Source organism: Paenibacillus sp. MAHUQ-45 (assembly GCF_058133325.1).
On the sequence record NZ_JBYUPV010000013.1, the window covers coordinates 70,659 to 89,289 of the forward strand.

General features: G+C 46.9%; 21 protein-coding genes. 4 read left to right on the forward strand and 17 right to left on the reverse strand.

Annotated features, from left to right (window positions below; all coding sequences use genetic code 11):
* Positions 1 to 4: 4 nt before the first annotated feature.
* Both AC3Y23_RS23650 and AC3Y23_RS23655 read right to left on the reverse strand, forming a co-directional pair.
* A complete protein-coding gene (locus tag AC3Y23_RS23650) occupies positions 5 to 418 on the reverse strand; it encodes a VOC family protein (protein ID WP_379203700.1) in 414 nt (137 codons plus the stop codon).
* Between the two features lie 97 nt (positions 419 to 515).
* Entirely contained in the window at positions 516 to 1,445 is a 930-nt protein-coding gene (locus tag AC3Y23_RS23655) for a ketopantoate reductase family protein (protein ID WP_379203971.1), read from the reverse strand.
* Between the two features lie 423 nt (positions 1,446 to 1,868).
* On the opposite strand from AC3Y23_RS23655, the gene AC3Y23_RS23660 reads away from it, so the two are divergent.
* On the forward strand, positions 1,869 to 3,113 hold the full coding sequence (locus AC3Y23_RS23660; RefSeq protein WP_379203702.1) for an MDR family MFS transporter: 1,245 nt from the start codon (positions 1,869 to 1,871) through the stop codon (positions 3,111 to 3,113).
* 286 nt (positions 3,114 to 3,399) lie between these two features.
* Here the strand turns inward: AC3Y23_RS23660 and AC3Y23_RS23665 are convergent, their stop codons facing one another.
* Positions 3,400 to 3,570, reverse strand: a complete 171-nt coding sequence (locus tag AC3Y23_RS23665) for a hypothetical protein (protein WP_379203704.1) — start codon at positions 3,568 to 3,570, stop codon at positions 3,400 to 3,402.
* Positions 3,571 to 3,633: 63 nt separating this feature from the next.
* On the reverse strand, positions 3,634 to 5,460 hold the full coding sequence (locus AC3Y23_RS23670; RefSeq protein WP_379203706.1) for an ABC transporter substrate-binding protein: 1,827 nt from the start codon (positions 5,458 to 5,460) through the stop codon (positions 3,634 to 3,636).
* 136 nt (positions 5,461 to 5,596) lie between these two features.
* Here AC3Y23_RS23670 and AC3Y23_RS23675 point away from each other — a divergent pair, with 136 nt between their 5' ends.
* Positions 5,597 to 6,841, forward strand: coding sequence for an MDR family MFS transporter (locus AC3Y23_RS23675; RefSeq protein WP_379203708.1), 1,245 nt, complete (start codon positions 5,597 to 5,599; stop codon positions 6,839 to 6,841).
* A 158-nt stretch (positions 6,842 to 6,999) separates the two neighbouring features.
* Here the strand turns inward: AC3Y23_RS23675 and AC3Y23_RS23680 are convergent, their stop codons facing one another.
* A complete protein-coding gene (locus AC3Y23_RS23680) occupies positions 7,000 to 7,959 on the reverse strand; it encodes a helix-turn-helix transcriptional regulator (protein WP_379203710.1) in 960 nt (319 codons plus the stop codon).
* A gap of 94 nt (positions 7,960 to 8,053) precedes the next feature.
* Here AC3Y23_RS23680 and AC3Y23_RS23685 point away from each other — a divergent pair, with 94 nt between their 5' ends.
* On the forward strand, positions 8,054 to 9,010 hold the full coding sequence (locus AC3Y23_RS23685) for a Gfo/Idh/MocA family protein (RefSeq protein ID WP_379203712.1): 957 nt from the start codon (positions 8,054 to 8,056) through the stop codon (positions 9,008 to 9,010).
* Between the two features lie 831 nt (positions 9,011 to 9,841).
* Here AC3Y23_RS23685 and AC3Y23_RS23690 read toward each other — a convergent pair.
* Positions 9,842 to 10,387, reverse strand: coding sequence for a GNAT family N-acetyltransferase (locus AC3Y23_RS23690; RefSeq protein ID WP_379203714.1), 546 nt, complete (start codon positions 10,385 to 10,387; stop codon positions 9,842 to 9,844).
* A 129-nt stretch (positions 10,388 to 10,516) separates the two neighbouring features.
* Here AC3Y23_RS23690 and xerS point away from each other — a divergent pair, with 129 nt between their 5' ends.
* Entirely contained in the window at positions 10,517 to 11,599 is a 1,083-nt protein-coding gene (xerS, locus tag AC3Y23_RS23695; RefSeq protein ID WP_379203716.1) for a tyrosine recombinase XerS, read from the forward strand.
* 144 nt (positions 11,600 to 11,743) lie between these two features.
* Here xerS and AC3Y23_RS23700 read toward each other — a convergent pair whose 3' ends face one another.
* The 11 genes from AC3Y23_RS23700 to AC3Y23_RS23750 all read right to left on the reverse strand — a co-directional run bounded on the left by AC3Y23_RS23700 (position 11,744) and on the right by AC3Y23_RS23750 (position 18,350).
* Entirely contained in the window at positions 11,744 to 11,902 is a 159-nt protein-coding gene (locus tag AC3Y23_RS23700) for a hypothetical protein (RefSeq protein ID WP_379203718.1), read from the reverse strand.
* Between the two features lie 90 nt (positions 11,903 to 11,992).
* The gene (locus AC3Y23_RS23705) at positions 11,993 to 12,223 is read right to left on the reverse strand and encodes a hypothetical protein (RefSeq protein WP_379203720.1); all 231 of its coding nucleotides are present in this window, start codon (positions 12,221 to 12,223) and stop codon (positions 11,993 to 11,995) included.
* A gap of 90 nt (positions 12,224 to 12,313) precedes the next feature.
* A complete protein-coding gene (locus AC3Y23_RS23710; RefSeq protein WP_379203722.1) occupies positions 12,314 to 12,745 on the reverse strand; it encodes an NUDIX hydrolase in 432 nt (143 codons plus the stop codon).
* Positions 12,746 to 12,941: 196 nt separating this feature from the next.
* Complete coding sequence (locus AC3Y23_RS23715) at positions 12,942 to 13,685, reverse strand: DUF4247 domain-containing protein (protein WP_379203724.1); 744 nt, start codon at positions 13,683 to 13,685, stop codon at positions 12,942 to 12,944.
* Between the two features lie 12 nt (positions 13,686 to 13,697).
* Positions 13,698 to 14,204, reverse strand: a complete 507-nt coding sequence (locus AC3Y23_RS23720; protein WP_379203726.1) for a DUF4178 domain-containing protein — start codon at positions 14,202 to 14,204, stop codon at positions 13,698 to 13,700.
* A 16-nt stretch (positions 14,205 to 14,220) separates the two neighbouring features.
* Positions 14,221 to 14,625 carry a DUF350 domain-containing protein gene (locus tag AC3Y23_RS23725; RefSeq protein WP_379203728.1) on the reverse strand — a complete coding sequence of 135 codons (405 nt, stop codon included), beginning with the start codon at positions 14,623 to 14,625 and terminating at the stop codon, positions 14,221 to 14,223.
* A gap of 126 nt (positions 14,626 to 14,751) precedes the next feature.
* A complete protein-coding gene (locus AC3Y23_RS23730) occupies positions 14,752 to 15,420 on the reverse strand; it encodes a PspA/IM30 family protein (RefSeq protein WP_379203730.1) in 669 nt (222 codons plus the stop codon).
* A 69-nt stretch (positions 15,421 to 15,489) separates the two neighbouring features.
* Positions 15,490 to 15,828 (reverse strand): prenylated flavin chaperone LpdD, encoded by a 339-nt coding sequence (lpdD, locus tag AC3Y23_RS23735; RefSeq protein WP_379203732.1) that lies wholly within the window; start codon positions 15,826 to 15,828, stop codon positions 15,490 to 15,492.
* A gap of 172 nt (positions 15,829 to 16,000) precedes the next feature.
* The gene (locus tag AC3Y23_RS23740; RefSeq protein ID WP_379203734.1) at positions 16,001 to 16,630 is read right to left on the reverse strand and encodes a hypothetical protein; all 630 of its coding nucleotides are present in this window, start codon (positions 16,628 to 16,630) and stop codon (positions 16,001 to 16,003) included.
* Positions 16,631 to 16,720: 90 nt separating this feature from the next.
* A complete protein-coding gene (locus AC3Y23_RS23745; RefSeq protein WP_379203736.1) occupies positions 16,721 to 17,653 on the reverse strand; it encodes a dihydroorotate dehydrogenase in 933 nt (310 codons plus the stop codon).
* Positions 17,646 to 18,350 (reverse strand): dihydroorotate dehydrogenase electron transfer subunit, encoded by a 705-nt coding sequence (locus AC3Y23_RS23750; protein WP_379203738.1) that lies wholly within the window; start codon positions 18,348 to 18,350, stop codon positions 17,646 to 17,648. Before AC3Y23_RS23750 ends, AC3Y23_RS23745 begins: the two co-directional genes overlap by 8 nt.
* Between the last annotated feature and the right edge of the window lie 281 nt (positions 18,351 to 18,631).

Genomic DNA, 18,631 nt, shown 5'->3' on the forward strand with positions numbered 1-18,631 from the left:
GCTCTTACTGCGGATGCGGAAGACTTAATTGCCAAGATACCCCGAAACGGTCAGCGGTCCAACCAAATTTTTGACTGAATGGGTATGCGCCTAATGGCATGAGGATTTGTCCTTGCTCCGACAGCTCTGCAAAGATCCGGTCAATCTCTTCTTCGGATTCGCAGGTGACGAACAGGGATATCGCAGGTGTGAACGTAAAGGCATGCTTGACATGGCTATCGATACACATATAGACTTGACCGTTCAACGAAAAAGTAGCCTGGACCACACTTCCTTCAGGACCGGCCTCATTGGGTCCATATCGCTTGATACTGATGATTTCAGAATTTTCAAACAAAGAAATATAGAAATTCATCGCTTCTTCGGCCTGTCCTTCGAACATTAAGAACGTGGCAATTTTCTGTGAAGCTTGTCCCATATATAATCAACTCCTGTATTTTAAATTATATGCGCCTCATTTTAACTTAGTTAGAAAGGAATCGCTACAACGCTCAGCTCCATTACCATCCTTATTCCTACTCCGCTGGAGGAAAAACAACTCTCTCATATACCTTTAACCGGGCATATACCGTTTGCAGGATAGGGTAATCGCCTTTATCCGAAGCGGCTAACGCAAGTAGAAAACCATGCAGATGATCGGCTTCGATCGGCAGCTGCTTCTGCATGTCCCGTTGCATAGATGACATCATTGATGGCTGTAAGGACACCATGGTTTGCAAGGTGGTAGCCTCCAGATCTGAATCCACCGGCATTCCGGCACGACGGGCAAGGGTGACAATTTCCTTGAGCAACCGAGAGTATATCTCCATGGCTTCAGGCGTGTGAAGTATCGGCCCAACCGGAGACTCCATGAAAGTAGTAATGCCGCTAAAGCTTGCGATAAATACATATTTCTGCCAAATTACACGCTGAATATCCTCTGAAAGAACGACCGTGAACCCCGCCTGATCCAGGTGGCTGAACAATTGTTGTGACCGCTCAGATCCCCCGCCTGACAATTCTCCAAATACAATACGATGAAACGGACTGGTCTGAATAATTGTTCCTTCATCATCTAGCGTAGATTCAATATAACACAGTCCGCCAAGCACTTTCTCCGGGCCAAAATGGTTGGCTAACGTGCCAAAATGGTCGTAGCCGTTAAGGAGCGGAAGAATTAATGTATGCTCTCCCACATAAGGGGCGATATCTGTCAGCAGTCCCGGCAGATGGTAGGCTTTAACCGACAGGAGGATACAATCAAATGGCTCCGCTTGGTCACCATATGTAATCGTGCGGATAGGGGTATGGAAATCTCCATGCACACTTTTAACCTTCAGCCCGTGATCCGCCAATTGACGCTGTTTGGACGGGCGAACTAGAAAAGTAACGTCTTCTCCTTTTTGAACAAGACGACCACCGAAGTAACCGCCAACTGCACCTGCACCTACAACCAGAAAACGCATATTTGCCATAAATGTTCAAATCCTCTCTATAACCTTATTGGGATAAATAAAAAGACCTCTTAGCAAATCTGCTAAAAGGATCCGACAGGCAAAAAAAGAGTCAAGTTTTGACCGTTCTTTTGTCTCGGTCCTTGCGGATCAGAGCAAAATCCAACGAGTTCACCTCCATGGCTTACGTGTAAAGCTATTCAATTCATGCAATCACGAAGGAGCACCATTCGACCCGGTCGATACAGCCTCCTTCGTGAGTATAACAGAACAGGTATACCTTGCCTATCTTTTTCACGATACGTCAGTTTCTTGAAACTAAAAGGTGAAGAGAACGGATGATTTCTTACACTTTTACTTCCCCCTTTTTCAGATAGAATTATACCTAAGATAAAGATAAAAAATAGAAAATCAGAACGGATTAGGAGTATTTCAATGAAACAACACTTGAAGCACATTCACCCGCTTGCCTGGACGATTATTATTGGTACTCTATTTGGACGTCTGGTGACCTCCATGAGTATTCCATTTCTCTCGATTTACCTAACTCAAGTCCTTGGCGCCACCCCAACCCAGACAGGGGTCACGGTTGCTGTCAGTTCATTGGCAGGCGTTCTAGTTAGCTTCTATGGTGGTTATATCTCCGATATCATCGGCCGTAAGCTTGTCATGCTGATCTCCGTATTCGGATGGGCGGCTGTGTTCTTCGGCTTCTCTGAGGCACGATATTTATGGGTCTTTTTCCTTGTGAATACACTCAATGGATTATGCCGGGCCGTGTTCGAGCCTACTTCACGAGCGCTATTGTCAGATATTACGCCTGCGGATCATAAGCTGCTGGTCTTTAACCTGAGATATGCCGCCATCAACCTTGGGGTTGTCTTCGGGCCCATTATTGGTTTGCAGTTAGGTGCTGCTGAGTCGACCTTCCCATTCCTGATCGCGGGATTCGTCTATATTGTCTATGGTTTGGTATTGTTCCTGCAATTTTACGTTCACCGTGCGAGCATGCCAGCCCGCTCTCATGCCACAGCTCCGCGTCTTCGGGAGGCGCTATCAACCACAGGCCGGGACCGCGTTTTTCTGCCAGTGTTGATTGGAACCACCTTCTGTATACTGGGCTATGGCCATTTTGATTCTACCTTGGCGCAATATTTGGCAATGAATACGCATTTTGCAAACGGGAGACAGCTCTTCACCTACATGTTATCCCTTAATGCAATCACTGTGTTAATTGTGCAATATCCCATTGTCCGAACTGCACGGAAATTTCAACCACTGATGCCTTTGATTCTGGGAAATGCCTGTATTGTCGCGAGCTTGCTTCTTTTTGGCATCAATAGCAGTGTCTTTCTCTTGATGTTCAGTGTCGTGCTATTTACGGTAGGAGAAGTATTGCTGTTCACGATGATGGATATGCTGATCGACAGGATTGCCAAACCTGAATTTAAAGGGACTTACTTCGGCACGATCGGCTTTAACAACATGGGGAATGTATTAGCTCCCGTGCTGGGTGGCATTATGCTGGATCGATTCGGTGCGCTTAACGGCCCCGCCGTCTTTGTCCCACTCGCTCTGATCAGCGCGCTAGCTTTCCCCTTCCTGTTCACAGCTCATAAAAGATTGACTGCCCGTGAAAAAGCTGCTGATAAAGCGGGAGAGGCCATGAATATAGCTTAATTGTATATTCAATAAAACGGACAAGACCCGGTAAAGAGATGAGTTCTCTTCGCCGGGTCTTTATTTTAGCGCATGTGTGTGCGAGAACGGAAAGCAAACTATAATTCTAAGAGCGATTATTACCAGTGGATCAATTGGCGAAGTTAATGCTTGTACGACTCAATGGAAGAGTAAAGTTAACATAATATTATTTCCGTAAACTTGGGTGTGTACTTCCTGAACATTGTAGCGATGCGCTCGCTGACAAACTTTCTCATATCTAAAGGGTCGACGATTTCAGCATAGCTCATGAGCTTAAGTGCTGTGTTACAAGCCGGCCCATAATCGTACATTGACTGTAAAGCAGCTGCTGTTCTCCCTCTTCTACCACGCTTGTGATCTCCAGATTCCCGAGCGCTTGAACATACTGTAGCTCTACATTGAGCCTAACTATATAGTACTCTGCTACTTTCCGCACCTGCGATGAGCCCCCCGCTGCTGTGTTTCTTGAGAGGGTCTTTAAAATCAGGTTTAAGAGGCTTTATACACTCATCCGGCGATTACTATGCGGAGTTGGAACAACACCCTGGAACGGAGATTTGATCCATAATTTCGAGAGATCCAGAAAACCAAAGGTGCTGGTGTGTAATCCATATAAACTTTGATCGAACAGCGCTCTCTTATTAAGATGGCATCCGTAAAGCACCCAGGCATTGTCACGCAAAATACTCTCTGCTTGATTCAGCAGCCTGGCCCTATCAGCTTCGTTCTGCTGCGCAAAATCCTCCAAGCTTCGGTCGATAACATCACACTGGCTCTTGAGCAGGAGGATACGCAAGTAATTGGACTCATTTTTAAAGTAGGTAATCATTCCCCACTGCCAATCCTCTTCCAGGATTTCTTCACCCAATATCAGATCCGCATGCTGCAAAACCTCTTGGGCGTTATGTTTCTTAAGCGGGTGAAACTTAAGCGTTATTCCCACCTCGGCACAACGCCGCTGCAGCCACTGCGCTTCTTCAACTTCTTCTTTTTTAGACATAAAAGCAGCAGTAATTGCTTCACCGCCATATCCGCAAGCTTGCAGCAGCTCTTTAATCTGCTCTGTTGAATCTGCTGTATTCTCCCAGTTCCTCTCTTTGCTATTCCAAGGCAACAAGCTGTCTGCCGGGGTCAATCGACTGCCTCCAAGCTCCTTGATCATAGCTGTCCGGTTATAAATCAGACGCAGGGCCTGCCGAAACTTAAGCTTGTGATGTATGCCTTCCTTATGGAAATTGAACAGAATATAGCGGCAGCCGAGCGCCGGATAATCAATTCGGTTATTGTTATCATTACGAGCATCATGTGCCTTCAGCAGCTGATCTGGCAACTCATATTGTCGTTCTGGCGCAACGTCATGGAGCACAAACCAGATTTCTACCCGGTCGAGCAACGCACGCAAACCGTAGTATTGGTCAAATGCCTCCAGCACAAGAACATTCTCATTCAGTTCCTTGACCCGGTAGGGTCCGGTACCGACAAACTCTGTGCTGAACTCCACGTCATAGGGCACAATGCTCATATGAATATTGCTGAACAAATGCAAGATAAACAAATTCGGCCGATTCAGATGAAAATGGACACAATGTTCGCCTTTCGTCTCGGCACTAATAATATCGCGAAAAAACCAAAGTGTCGGGCTATGCAAATTTCGCAAACGGTCTAGCGATCCAATCACATCTTTGGCGGTCATGACCCTTCCATGATGAAAACGGACCCCTTTACGAAGATAAAACACCCAATGGGTGTGATCCTCGCTGCTCTCCCACATATGAGCCAAACCCGGCAAAAAGCAATCGTTAACAGTGTCATAGATCACGAGTGTGCTACAAATTTGGCTGAGCAAATAGCATTCAAACGCAGAGTAGACAAAGGCAGGGTCCAGCTTATCCAAAGCTCGATTGCGAACCATCCGCAGCACATCCTGTCCCGAAGTAGACTCAGGCTCACTTTGAAAGCCAAGGTGTTTGTTAAGCTCATCCAGCAGACGTATCTTGAGCGGTTCATTTCCGGTGGCATTACCTAGCACCAAGGTCGCTTCTTTTATTTTCCCCTTACCTAGCAATTCCTGAAAGCTATTCTCCAGTATCTCCTCTTTACTCTGCAGGAAGGTAAGCTGGGACATATTCCCTCTCCCTCTACCCGGCTGCCACTGAATTAATCCCTTCTCTTCGAGCTTGCGCAGGATGAATTTCACATTACGGGAGGTGCAGCAGAGGATCTCGCTAAGTTCTTCAATACTTACAGGAAGCGGTTCATGTAGCCGAAAAGCAGGATTTAAAGATTCTGCCATACACAAATAATGCGATGTAGTCTGGTTATACATAAGGCCCCCCCTTTTTTCAAAAAGGTGAAAAGATGAAGGAATATATTACACTTTTACTTCCCCCTTTAATCATTACAATTATAATTAAACATTTATGAAAGATACAGAAAATTTACAGCGAATTAGGAGAACAGCTATGAAACAGCATTTGCAGCAGATTCATCCCTTGGCCTGGACCATCATTGTAGGTACAATGTTCGGTCGTTTAGTCACTTCCATGAGTATTCCCTTTCTGTCTATTTATCTAGTCCAAGTGCTCGGAGCCTCTCCAACGCAGACTGGCATTACGGTTGCCGTCAGCTCGCTTGCAGGGATTCTGATCAGCTTCTACGGCGGCTACATTTCTGATAAAATCGGCCGGAAGGTCATCATGCTGATTTCCGTCTTTAGCTGGGCCGGCGTCTTTTTTGGCTTCGCGGCAGCTAAAGAATTATGGGTCTTCTTTCTCGTTAATATGCTTAACGGAATCTGTCGCGCAGTCTTTGAACCCAGCTCTCGCGCACTGTTATCAGACGTTACTCCGGCTAAACACAAACTACTTGTTTTTAATCTGAGATACGCTGCGATCAATCTGGGGGTTGTATTCGGACCGATTATCGGGCTGCAGCTCGGCTCGGTACAATCCAAGTTTCCTTTTATCATTGCCGGGATCGTCTATATTATCTATGGACTGGTCATCTTCCTTCAGTTCACTTTGCATCGCTCCGCTCTGCCCGTTCACACCGATGTCACGACACCACGTCTCCGGGAAGCCTTAACCACTACAGGGAAGGATGGCGTGTTCGTGCCGGTACTCATTGGTACGATCTTTTGTATCATGGCTTATGGACTTTTTGATTCCACGCTAGCGCAATATCTAACCATGAACACGCACTTTTCTAATGGCAAGCAGTTGTTCTCATATATGCTATCGCTGAACGCAGTGACCGTATTGGTTATGCAATATCCTGTTGTGCGGATCGCCCGCAGATTCTCACCCCTAGTCCCGTTGATCTTAGGGAATGCTCTTCTTGCGTGCAGTATGATGCTCTTCGGCTTAGCTGGAGGCATTGGCTTAATGAGCTTTAGTGTTGTGTTATATACAATCGGTGAAGTACTGCTCGCCTCGATGATGGATATGCTGATCGACCGGATCGCTAAACCTGAATTGAAAGGCACCTACTTTGGCGTTATCGGGTTTAACAACTTGGGGAACGTAATAGCCCCGATTATAGGTGGTCTTCTGTTGGATGAGTTCGGCATGCAGAACGGACCTGCCGTCTTTCTCCCGCTGGGATTAATCATAGCTCTCGGTATCCCCTTCCTGCTCATCGCCAAGAAAAAGCTTGCTGCCAGAGAGCGAGAGACTGTGCAAGCGAGGGAGCGCATGGATATAGCTTAATTACATCTTCAATAAAACTGACAAGACCCGGTGAAGAGATTAGATCTCTTGGCCGGGTTTTTATTTTAGCGCATATAGGAGATTTTAAAGTGAAATGTAATTCAAAGAACGATTAATGCTTGCGGGATAATTGGTTAACATAATATTATTTCCGTAAACTAACTTATGTACTTCCGGGACATTGTGAAGATTCGTTCTTTGACAAACTCCCTAAGAACTACAGGCTCGACGATTTCAGCATAGCCCATAAGCTTCATTGCTGTGTTACAAGCCGACTCATAGTCGTACATATTCACGGTAAGCAGCTGTTGTTCCCCCTTTTCTACCACGTTTATGATCTCCAGATTCCCGAGCGCTTGAACATACTGTAGATCTACTTTGAGTATAACTTCATACTGCTCCGCTACCTTCCGCGCCTGCTTGAAATTCTGCTGCTGCGAGTGCCAATGTTCTTCCAGCGAAAAGTCTCCTGGAATCGTGTATGGATCTTCCAAAAGCTTAACCGCCACAACACGCTCGCATTTGAAGGTACGTATTTCCCTTGCCTTTAGACAATAGGCGACCAAGTACCAGTCACCGAGCTTAACCACTAGCCCATATGGATGCACAAGACGAATACTCTCGCTACCATCTATTTTGCGGTACTGAATCTCTATAGCTCTTGTCCGCCAGACGGCCAATCTCAAGGCTTCCAGACAAGGAATGATTGCACGCGCTATCCACCATGGCGTATCGTCGAAATAAAACCGTTGTTTAGCCTTTGTGACATCCTCCTGGTAAGCGGGTGGCAGTGTCTTTTCCAATTTCAAAAGAGCACTCTTCAGCTTCAATCCCGATTCACTCCCCGCTGCTGTGTGGATACCCATTCCCGTCAAATATAAATGGACTACATCCTCCCCGTGCAGCTGCTTGAGCTGAAGCGTATAGCCTTCCATTAGCGAAATACCGCCATTAGGACCTGGCGTAGATAGAATTGGAATACCTGACTCCGCCAGTACATCCACATCTCGATAGATCGAGCGCACGGACGTCTCTAGCGCAGCGGCTAGTTCACTGGCCTTCATTTTGCCCCGAGACTCCATCAATAACAACATTGCGATCAACCTGTGCAGTCTCAATTGAGATTCTCCTCAGCCATATTTAATTCTTGCCAATCTGTTGTCAACAATTGAAGTATATCATAGAGACTATACAAGGAAGGAAGTAATAACAATGAAAATTGGAATTTTGGGCACCGGATTCGGAGCATATCACACTCAGTTATGGCAAAAGTCAGGACTCGCGGAAAGCATCATTGTATTTGGAAGAAACGAAGGTAAACTACAGCATTTGCAAAGTGAATACAAGGTGGATGTCACAACCCGCATCGATGACATTCTGCAAGATCCAGAGGTTTCGCTGATCGATATTTGCCTCCCCACTACACTTCACCGTGAATACACGATTCAGGCTCTGAAGCATGGAAAGCATGTCTTCTGCGAAACACCGCTGTGTCTGACAGAGGAGGATCTACTGGCGATGCAGCAGGCCGAACAGACCTACGGACGTCGTGTATTTGTGAACCAGTTTATTAAATTTGATCCCCCTTACACCTATCTGCATAACGTAATCTCGGGGCAAAAATATGGCAAGCTCCTCTCTCTTACCCTTAAAAGAGAAACACCTCCCTTGTGGGGGGATCTCGGACTGAAACTCATCGCGACGAATCTGATGATCCATGAGTTGGATTTTATTAGTGGAATCCGGGGTCCGCACAATCCGGCTATGGTTTGGGGGACAAACGCTGAGAAGCAAGGTCAGGCTTTGGTACGAGTAACCTTACAGCACCCTGAAGGATTGACTGAGGTGATGGCGTCTTCACAAATGCCGGAGAAGTATCCTTTTATGGTTGGATATGAGGCTTATTTTGAACACGGTAAGCTTGTATATAATGAGAACGATTATGGCACAGGCCCTGCCGAGTGCACGTTGTTGGAATATACATCACAAGGCCGGCAGCAAATTCACCTTGAAGGAGCCGATCCGTATGAGAAAAGCATTGAACATGTGGCCCATGCCCTTCAGCATGGAACAGATTCTTGTCTCTCGATTGCTCACGCCGCTGTGTCGCTTGAAACGGCCTTTACAATCAGGCAGACACTTATGAAACATGAAAACTTAGAGTTCTAAGTAAAGTGAGAGGGGTGAGGGTTACCTTTTTCCATGGTTTTGTTGATAGATATGATTAGCGTGTGTATTTGCGTTGTATGAGATAGATGTAGAGGGTTGTTTTGGTTTTCTATTGTGAATTTTTCATATGTTGAAATTACAGAATTTTGGGTTTCTTTTTGCTAATTGCTTTGATTCGGTGGTTGGTTCATTTTGTTGCTTTGTTCATTTTGTTGTTTATTTTTTTGATAGTTGGTTAGTTGCCCATTTGCTCATTTGCCAGATCACTGCCCTTAATTGTTCATGTTACTGACAAAAGCAAACTATAAGTTTACCTAATTATTATTATGTTAACTATATTTTCGTCTCCTTCTCTTTCCACCAAAAAAGCATCGTTTACCCCAAGAGGTAATCGATGCTTTTAAAGGGCTGCTCATGTAGATACACAAGTTTAGGGCATCAGAATACCCAAGCTTTCACTTGATCGCCTGTGCTGCTAAAGCTGCTGTGCCACCGTTTTCCTTCGTGTAGCGTTTCTTTTTCCAAAGTTCTCCAAAGTCTACTCAGTGTTTAAATAGCGGCATTTTTGTACCTTATATTGATGATTTTAGCGTGAAAAAGGGAATTAAGAGCATTATTGCACCTTATTTCCCTACATATCCCTAAAAAGGCGACATCCCCAAAGAATTAACATACAAAAGTGCCCTTAATCGATGTTCCCCCTTCGTTGCCGCCGAATTAAGGTACAAAAATGCACTTATTTGCGTATCCACGCGGATGGAAGCAAACCGGTGCTGAGCCAGAGTGTCCTTCCCCTGCCGTTCCAAAGATAGAACAGAGGTTTTCGAGGCACTATTTTATAGTATTGATATTTAATGTGCTGAAATATTGGCTGGGATTACCTTCTCTCGGATTAAACCGCTCCTGAAAAGCCCCATTAGTATAACTGCCGATCACCCGGTGCCAAAAATTGCGGGCTGGAATGTTGGCACGGACCTGTGACACCTTCCAGTCACCCGGGAACATGTCGAAAAGCTTGTGCGCAGCCCAGGTGCCAACACCGGTGCGGCGGTATTTTTTCATTACAAAAAATTCGGTCATATAGAACTGCCCTTCCGTGCTACGCAGCAGCCTGTCCACCAACGCAAAGCCAGCTGTCGCACCGTTCACCGTCATCAGGTAGGCAAATTTGTTATTCCCGCTGTTCCAATAGGCTTCGAGCCCCGGATATGTCGGAAAAAGCCCGTCGCGATTCACATCAATCTCCAGATACTGCGTGAAATCATACAGGTAGAGCTGCATCAGATTGCTGATCACTTGTTTACGTTCCTTGGGAACCAGCTCAATTCCAAGTTCCATGAGGTTCACCCCTGCAAGTCGCTTTTTATAACTCATCATATAACTTTGTCTCTTCAGGAGCAAGGCGCGTCCACCTGCAAGCATCCTACATTTGGGGTCAAGCCTCACAAAACATGATAAGATAAGGAGACAGTACCTGATGGAATACATACAAGAAGGTGATTATTGATGAGCATTCAAAAGACCAACGATCGCAAGCATCTGGACCTGAAGCTGCCGCTCATGCCCTGGTTTGTGCAGCAGTTTATCGATTATAAACGGCCTGACCTTTCTCCCTCCACGCTGCTGGAGTATATCCGGGATTATGAGTCATTTTTCAATTGGCTGCGTGCGGAGGGTCTGTCCGTTGCAGAGAGTAACGCCGGAATAACGCTGCTGGAGCTGGAGACGCTGCATATGGACAGCATTATCGGCTATCGGCTGCATCTCACAACCCGTGCGGAGAGTACGAACAGTAAAGTCACCGTCTCCCGCAAGCTGTCCTCTCTTCGCTCCCTGTTTCATTATCTGAGCCAAATTGCGGAAGATGAGGATTTCTACCCCCTGCTCAAGCGCAATATTATGGCCAAGGTGGAGATCAAACGCATTCACAAGCCAAAGGATACAGCCGCCAAATTGAAGGGTAAAATTCTAGAGGAAGAAGAGTTACTAGAGTTCGTAGGCTACATTTATGAGGGATATGGGCGCGATGTCGAGGGCAACAAACAGGCCTATTATTCTTTTCAAATCAATCGGGAACGGGATGCTTGCATCGCCAGTCTGATTCTCAACTCCGGTCTGCGTGTATCAGAGGTCGTTAATCTCAACGTGGACGATCTGGATCTGAACAATAAAATGCTGTATGTATACCGCAAGGGGCACAATGATGAAACCTTTAAAACCCCAGTCTATTTCCGGGAACAAGCCAAGGATGATCTCACACAGTATCTGAGTCTGCGAAGTTCACGCTACAAAACTCCCAAGAAAGAAAAAGCACTCTTCATCGCTCTCCCCAACGGCAGTCAGGAGGGCAAACGAATGACCAAGCGGGCTATGCAGGAGATGATCATCAAATACGCTAAGCGGTTCGGCAAGCCTTATTTGACAGTTCACAAGCTGCGCCATTCTTTTGCAACCGACTATTATTTGCAGAATGATATCTATAAGACCAAGGAACAGCTTGGACACGCCTCTACGGAGACGACAGAGGTCTATGCCCATCTGACTGATAAAACGATGTCTGAAGCGATTGAGCGGCGTCTGGAATCCTAGCTTGACTACATCGGCGGCTCTGCCCTGTCTGCATTCTGGGTTGGGGCCGCTGCTTTTGCGACGAGGTGTTAAAGACGGATCGATATATGAGTGTGTGGATATTTTCGTGTTTACTATTGTGAATTTTTCATATATTGTAATTTGCTAAACAGAGAGTAAAAGAGGAACTTTATCTTTTGCTTTTGCTGTTGTTGGTGGTTGTGAGCTGCTTGTTGTTGTTATTGGTGTTGGTGTTGGTGTTGGTGTTGGTGTTGGTGTTGGTGTTGTTCTTGGTTCGTTGTTCTTGGTTGACCGTTCATTCATTTCTCTATTAAAAAGAAAACGGATACCCTCTTCCGAAGAAGATTTGTATCCGCTCTTATAAAAATTTATTTTTAATCGTTAAACTATATGTTACAGATTTCTAGTGTATTTCGTAGCCCGTTTGAGACGTTCTATCTCCTGATCGGATAGCTTCTCCTTGCCAAGCAAATGATTATATACTTGTTTTGTCGTAAACTCAGGCGTGGCATTGGCTTTCTTGTCTGTGAGGTCTGAATCCCAGATCGAACCGATAGTCGCACCTTTTAGCATTGTTTTACCAATATCTTTTAAAGAGGTGATCGTCTGTTTCTCATCCTTCATCGTGATTCCCTCCTGTGAAATTATTGCCTTGCTACTTTAGTATTACGACTGTTATGTAAAAAAGGTACATCAAAACGCTGGTAAAATCAACTAATTCCACCCGTAACTAGAGAACCAGCGGTCTTCCTTACGGTCTTTCAGCGCTTGTCCGATAAAAGGGATGAGGTTGTCAGGAAGGTCATCCATGGGGAACCAGCACATATGATCGCATTTATTCGGCTCGGCATTGCGGATCTCTCCCGTCCAGCGCTCTGTGATGAAGAAAAAATCAACCCGCTCGTTAGCAGCTTTGATGTGCATAACACCAGTCATCTCCAGATCATCCGGTTGAATCACAACACCGCATTCTTCTCTAACTTCCCGAATAGCTGCCATCTTCACTTCTTCGCCTCCGTCCAGCTTTCCTCCCGGGGGCCCATACTTGCCATCCTCATGTCCGGTGTTACAACGGCGCATCAAGAGTATTTGCTGATCCTTAATCAGGAACATATGAGCTACACTTACCAGTTGGAAATGACTCATCCGTTAATCCTCCAATGTGTACAGTAAAGTGGGAAAAATAGAACATATGTTCTCTAATCCAGAATACCACACTTTTTGATTGGTTAACATTCATTTTTCAAGACGATATCTTGTCTTCTAACATCCTTTTTCAACCTCGTCTCATAAAAAAAGCAGAGCCGCTCTTACTGACGCGTCTCTGCTTGAAGCTTGGGTGTCACCTACCCCTTCGGCCGATTTTACCGGTACCAAAGCGGGTTTTGGGCTTGCTAATTTTGGGCTTCGGCGCATTGAAAAAGTCGGACCCGCTCTTCTTACGGGTAATGCTGCCTTTGCTTGTACCGCTATCACTCTTGCTGCTTCCTCCGCCCACACTGCCCGGATCGGTGACACTCTTGCTGCTACCCCTACGGGTGATTTGTCCCTTCCGTTCTACGGTGACCGGTGGCGCAATTTTTTTATCCTGTTCGGTCGGCTTGTGATACGTTCCTTGCTTGGGTTTATATTCATCCTTGCTTCCATAACCCCGGTAAGAGCCATATCCGCCCCCCGAACCGAACAAATCGCCGATTAGCCTGGCCGCAAGATAAGTCTCCAGAAAGCTTGAGTTATAGTTGCTACGCACATACTCTTCTGAATCGACTTCGACCAGCGTATCCTCCGGCTTTTTCGGGTCTTGTTGCAAATGGTACCACTGTTTGCCGTAGACCAAGAACATATGTTCCGAATTAGCAGATGAGATCTGATCCGGCTTCTTCTGTGACGCCAGTTCATCCGCTACTTCCTCTACCGATTGGCCACTTGCCCTGTAGACATAGGAGGTGGAATGGCCTTCCTTGTTCACGGATTCCAGCGGATAGTTCTCCTTGAGGTCGGGAGCACTGCCGCATGCGGCAAGCAGGGAAGCCAGTAGCCCCAGTACCATAACTAAGGATAACAAGCGTGCTAACTGTCTTTTCATGGGCACCCTCTCCTATGAAGCCCGGATTACCCTTACATCGCCCGGGATCACTTTCTCACCTTCATACAGCATAAACCGTCCGTTCTGCCATTCTATGCGTAGCAGACGGAAGTCATCGGACTGGTACTGCCACACATGCTGCTCTCCCCCATTCATGAATGGGGTCTGCCCCGCCACCGCTACATGACCTTCGTATTCTTCCTCCAGGAAGAACTCATGGTCATCCAATTCCAGCGTCGTTGGCACTTCTGCAGGATTATCCAGCCGTCCGTCAATCGGTTTATACAACCCATATTGTAGCTGCTCCCGCTCCTCAATATGCAGATAGGCGATTTCACTGCCATCGCGCAGTGTCAGCACAACTGCATTCCGCCCTCGGTTATGGGTCCTCCCAGTGACCTGATACGTAACCAGCGAGACTTCGCAGATATCCCCGGGTGCAAGACTAAGCATGCTCTTGGGTACTGCCGGAGGCTCCGGCTTGGAGAATAAATTGCCTATGCGTTTCCAGATACTCAACCTCCATCATTCCTTCCTACAAAAAAGCTGAAATAATTAAAGCCCCGACGATATGCAGCGAACCCGAAAGCAAACCATAGCCAATCTTCCCCTGCTGCGTCCCATGATCCAGATCCAGCTTGCCCCAAACGGCAAACAACAGGCGCACAGTCCGCTCAAGCAGCAACAACAGCGCAAAGGAAACCACCGATACAAGCAGCGCTTCTCCGAGCCGGTTTGAGGTAGAAATGGAGGTCGATAATATGTATGCCTGGGTCAGCAACTTCAGTACGAGCCGTGTCGTGACAGCCATATTGCCCGCTTTCAGTTCCTCAATATCGTTATAACGGGTAAAAAGTGAATCCACGTACATCAGCACGAACAGCAAAATAACACTACATACCGTCCATACCACCATGGATACCAGTATATGGAGATCCATTGACTTCAGCCCCCGCTTCATCAATTTTTATACCCTGTACTTGCATAGATAAAAGCGAAGGAGAAACGATCGCGCTGTCTCCCCTTCGCCTATTGATATTAAGCCGTTACTCCGGCTTTACCGTTCTTACTTCTTGTCGTATTGCTTAAGTAGTGCAGCCAGTTCGTCTTCCACAGCCTGGTCCTTGTGAAGCTTCTCGAATTCGTCATCCAGCGATTTGCTGCCGGAGCTCATTTCGTTGCTGGCTTCCGCCTGTGCTTCCGCTTGAAGCATCTTCTCTTCCATCCGTTTGAGGCCTGCGGAGGCCGAGTCGGTATTGAATCCGCTCATCGCTTTGTTGATTTCAGTTTGTGCTTTAGCAGCGTTATAACGCGCTACCAGCGTCTCACGCTTGTTCTTCATTTGGACAAGCTGCTTGCGCATCTCTTCCAGCTTGCCGCGCAGGTTGTCTGCGGAGGCTTTATTCTGATCAAAGCTAGCTTTGTACTCCACCAGTTTGGCTTCTGCTGCTTTCTTCTCTTCAAGTGCACGGCGGGCAAGATCAACGTTCCCGGCTTGAGCAGCGGCGTGAGCCTGTTGGTTACGCTTGTCGACGAGTGCTTCTTGCTCTTCGTAAAGCTGTTTGAATTTCTTCTCAATGGCGATTTGAGCAGCTACTGCTTTCTCAGCATCCTCCAAATCTTCGGTCATGTCGCGGATGTATTGATCCGTCATCTTGATCGGGTCTTCAGCCTTATCGATAATCGCATTAATATTGGACATTGTGAGATCGCGCAATCTTTTAAAAATAGACATTATTCATTCCTCCAAAAGAAAGTTTAAAAAACTGTTTGTTATCTCTTACGCAAAGATGCCGCCGCCGTTTCAACTTTGTTGCAATAAATATTGTTCAACTTTGGCATTAACAATTTCCACAACCTGCTGAATACCTTCCTTGGTCAGATCATCATAATGAATGCCCATGACTACCGTCACTGATCTTTGCAGTGCGGTTGCTATCCTATGAGCAATTCCCTCACTCAAAGTGTGTTCTTTGTGATGAGGAACAGCCGAGGTCAGCACTTCAACTTGATCTCCGATCAGAAAAGCTGTACTGGCTGCACCGATATGACTTACACCACCGGTAATTAGCAGCAGCAGATCACGGCCAACCTCCAGCGCGGTCAGTTCAATATCGCCCGGATGAATGTTCTCGTCAGCCAATTTCATAGCCTCCTCTTATAATAACCGAATCATCAAGAAATAACTTCCTTCCCACCTGCTACAGCGGCAAGGTGAAACCTTTGTTACGTACTTTACTATATCATGGAATCGTCTGTCTCTGGTAGAACACAAGCAGCCTTACTAATAAATCATGCTTCGTTAAGAAGGATTGTTACCAGTCCGTCAATATTTTTTCAACGATTTCAAAATTTTCCTGAAGGCTTACACTTCCGTCCACTTCAATAACATGCCGATGCAGTTCTGCAGCTTCTCTGTATACATATCGTGCGAATGAAGCATCCCTATCCATCCAGTTGTCAAAAGCCATTACGGGATTGTCCGTCTGTCTCAAAACGTCGTGAATCCACGGCCGTTGGCTATAGTGCTCTCTTTGAAAAGACTCAGAAGGCACAATCCATAACGCTCGATGATGACTATGACTCCTCAAGTAGGGATCGACAAGGCACGGTAATAGCTGGTTACCTTCCACAATAATAGGCCGATCTGCACGCTTTGCAGCAAGGTCTTCGATTACAAAAAGGAAGTCCTCCATAAAGAACTGGATGTAATGTCTGAGCTTTTCCTGAGGATCAGTGTGACAGAAGGCTTCATTGAAATCCATCACCGCGCTCTTATGCATGGCCGGATGATGTTGTGGGGATATCAGTTTCAGATGGACTTCGGAATGGAAATCGCAGGCATAAAGATCCAGCCCATATTTCTCCGCATACTTTGCAGCGATCGTGCTTTTCCCGGAGCAGGCGGAGCCGCCGATCCAATAAATAGTCTGGTTCAGATTCATGTTCATATCCCCACCGCTTTCTTTATCCGGCTCAAACAGGACTGAATTTGGAGAACAGCCCCCGCAGAAAACGGGGGCTGCACCTATATTTTATATAATTCCGCGAATTTCGTCCAAAGAACTGATCTTTTCTTCTTCCATAAACTTCCGCAATTCGTCTACCAATGTGCTGCCGGCCCGCAGGTTCATGAAATTGTAAGTACCCACCTGAACCACCGTTGCACCAGCCATAATAAATTCAATTATATCGGTGGCTGAGGTGATTCCGCCCATGCCCATGACCGGAATGTTCACGCTCTTGGCCACTTGATGCACCATCCGCAGGGCGATAGGCTTAATAGCCGGACCGGATAATCCGGCGTACAGGTTGTTAAACACACTGCTACGCTTACGGACATCAATTTTCATCCCGGAAATCGTATTGATGAGCGAGATTGCGTCCGCTCCTTCCGCCTCGCACATTTGTGCCATCACGGCGATATCTTCCGCCTGGGGCGACAGCTTCACCGCGAGCGGAAGCTGTGTGGCCCGCCGCACGGCTCTGACCACTTCTTGCGCGGCCGGTGTTTTGATGCCAAAAGCGATCCCGCCCTCCTTAACGTTCGGACAAGAGATGTTCAGCTCGATCATGTCTACAGCCGTTGTTCCTGCGCGCTGACGGGCATCTGCGTCCTGCTGGATCAGTTCCGCACCGCGCACATAATCCTCAAGCGTCCCCCCACCCAGATTGACGATACGGACCGTATCAAGGTTCTCCCAATAAGGACATTCCTTGGCGAGGAATGCTTCAACTCCGGGATTCTCCAGTCCAACACTGTTGAGCATACCGGAAGCTGTCTCGTATACGCGAATCCCAGGGTTACCCGCCTTGGGATTCAGTGTCAGGCCTTTGCCGGAGATTCCTCCGAGTGCGGATACATCATATAGCTTGCCATATTCATGTCCAAAGCCAAAGGTGCCGGAGGCCATAACAAGCGGATTCTTGAAATGTACATTGCCAATCTTAGCGCTCAGATTAATCATGGAAAATCACCTCTTCCGCCAGAAAAACAGGCCCATCGGCGCAGGGTTTGCGCTGTCCGTCACGACAGGACACGCTGCAGACCAGGCAGGCGCCAATGCCACAGGCCATCCGGTTCTCCAGCGACAGATACACCCGGGTACTGCTTCCAGCTTCGACAGCAGCCTGGCCTTTCTGCTGAGCTGCTTTGAGCATGGGATGTGGTCCACATACGAAGATATGGTCATACGCAGTAAAATCAACACTGTCGAGAATCCGTCCGCCCACATCCACCGTCAAGGATGCGGCACGGGAAGAAAAGGCATCCGTGCGGAAGGCTTCCCTGCTGAAGCCCAAGTAAACGTCACTGTCTGGCAGCTTCTCAGCGCAATAAAAAAGCGGGGCAATGCCAATCCCCCCGCCTACGAGTGCTACTTTCCCGGACACATGCGGAAATCCGTTGCCAAACGGCCCTTCCAGATTTACCGTGTCACCTGGATTCAATCCAGCCATAATTTCTGTACCTTCGCCAACCACATGATACAGAAATTCAACCCCATTATCGTTCACCTGATGTATGCTAAGCGGTCTGGACAGCAGCGGATAGGCTCCCCATGCCCGCAGCATGTAGAATTGACCCATTTGTCCGCCGTGATTACCCTCCACCCTAAGATGGAATACTCCATCTGCCAGCCGTTCGTTACTTATAACTGTCGCCACGTTATCAAGCTCCTTCAAATTTAATCTTATTAAAGATTGCCTTAGAAGGAGCTTGAAATCTGTGACAATATTCACACTAGATAAGAAGAACTTATGATTCGAACGCTAGGCTCGGTCGTCACTACGGTGGAATGTTTGGACTTCCGGCCGCTGTTGTTCCCAGATTTCTTATTTATAACCGCTTCTAGCGGTTGAAATCTGGGAACAGCATGTGCTTCCGATGCGAGCTTTCCTGCGGAAAGCTTTCAGGCGGTCGCTATCGCTCCTACAGTTCCAAACTT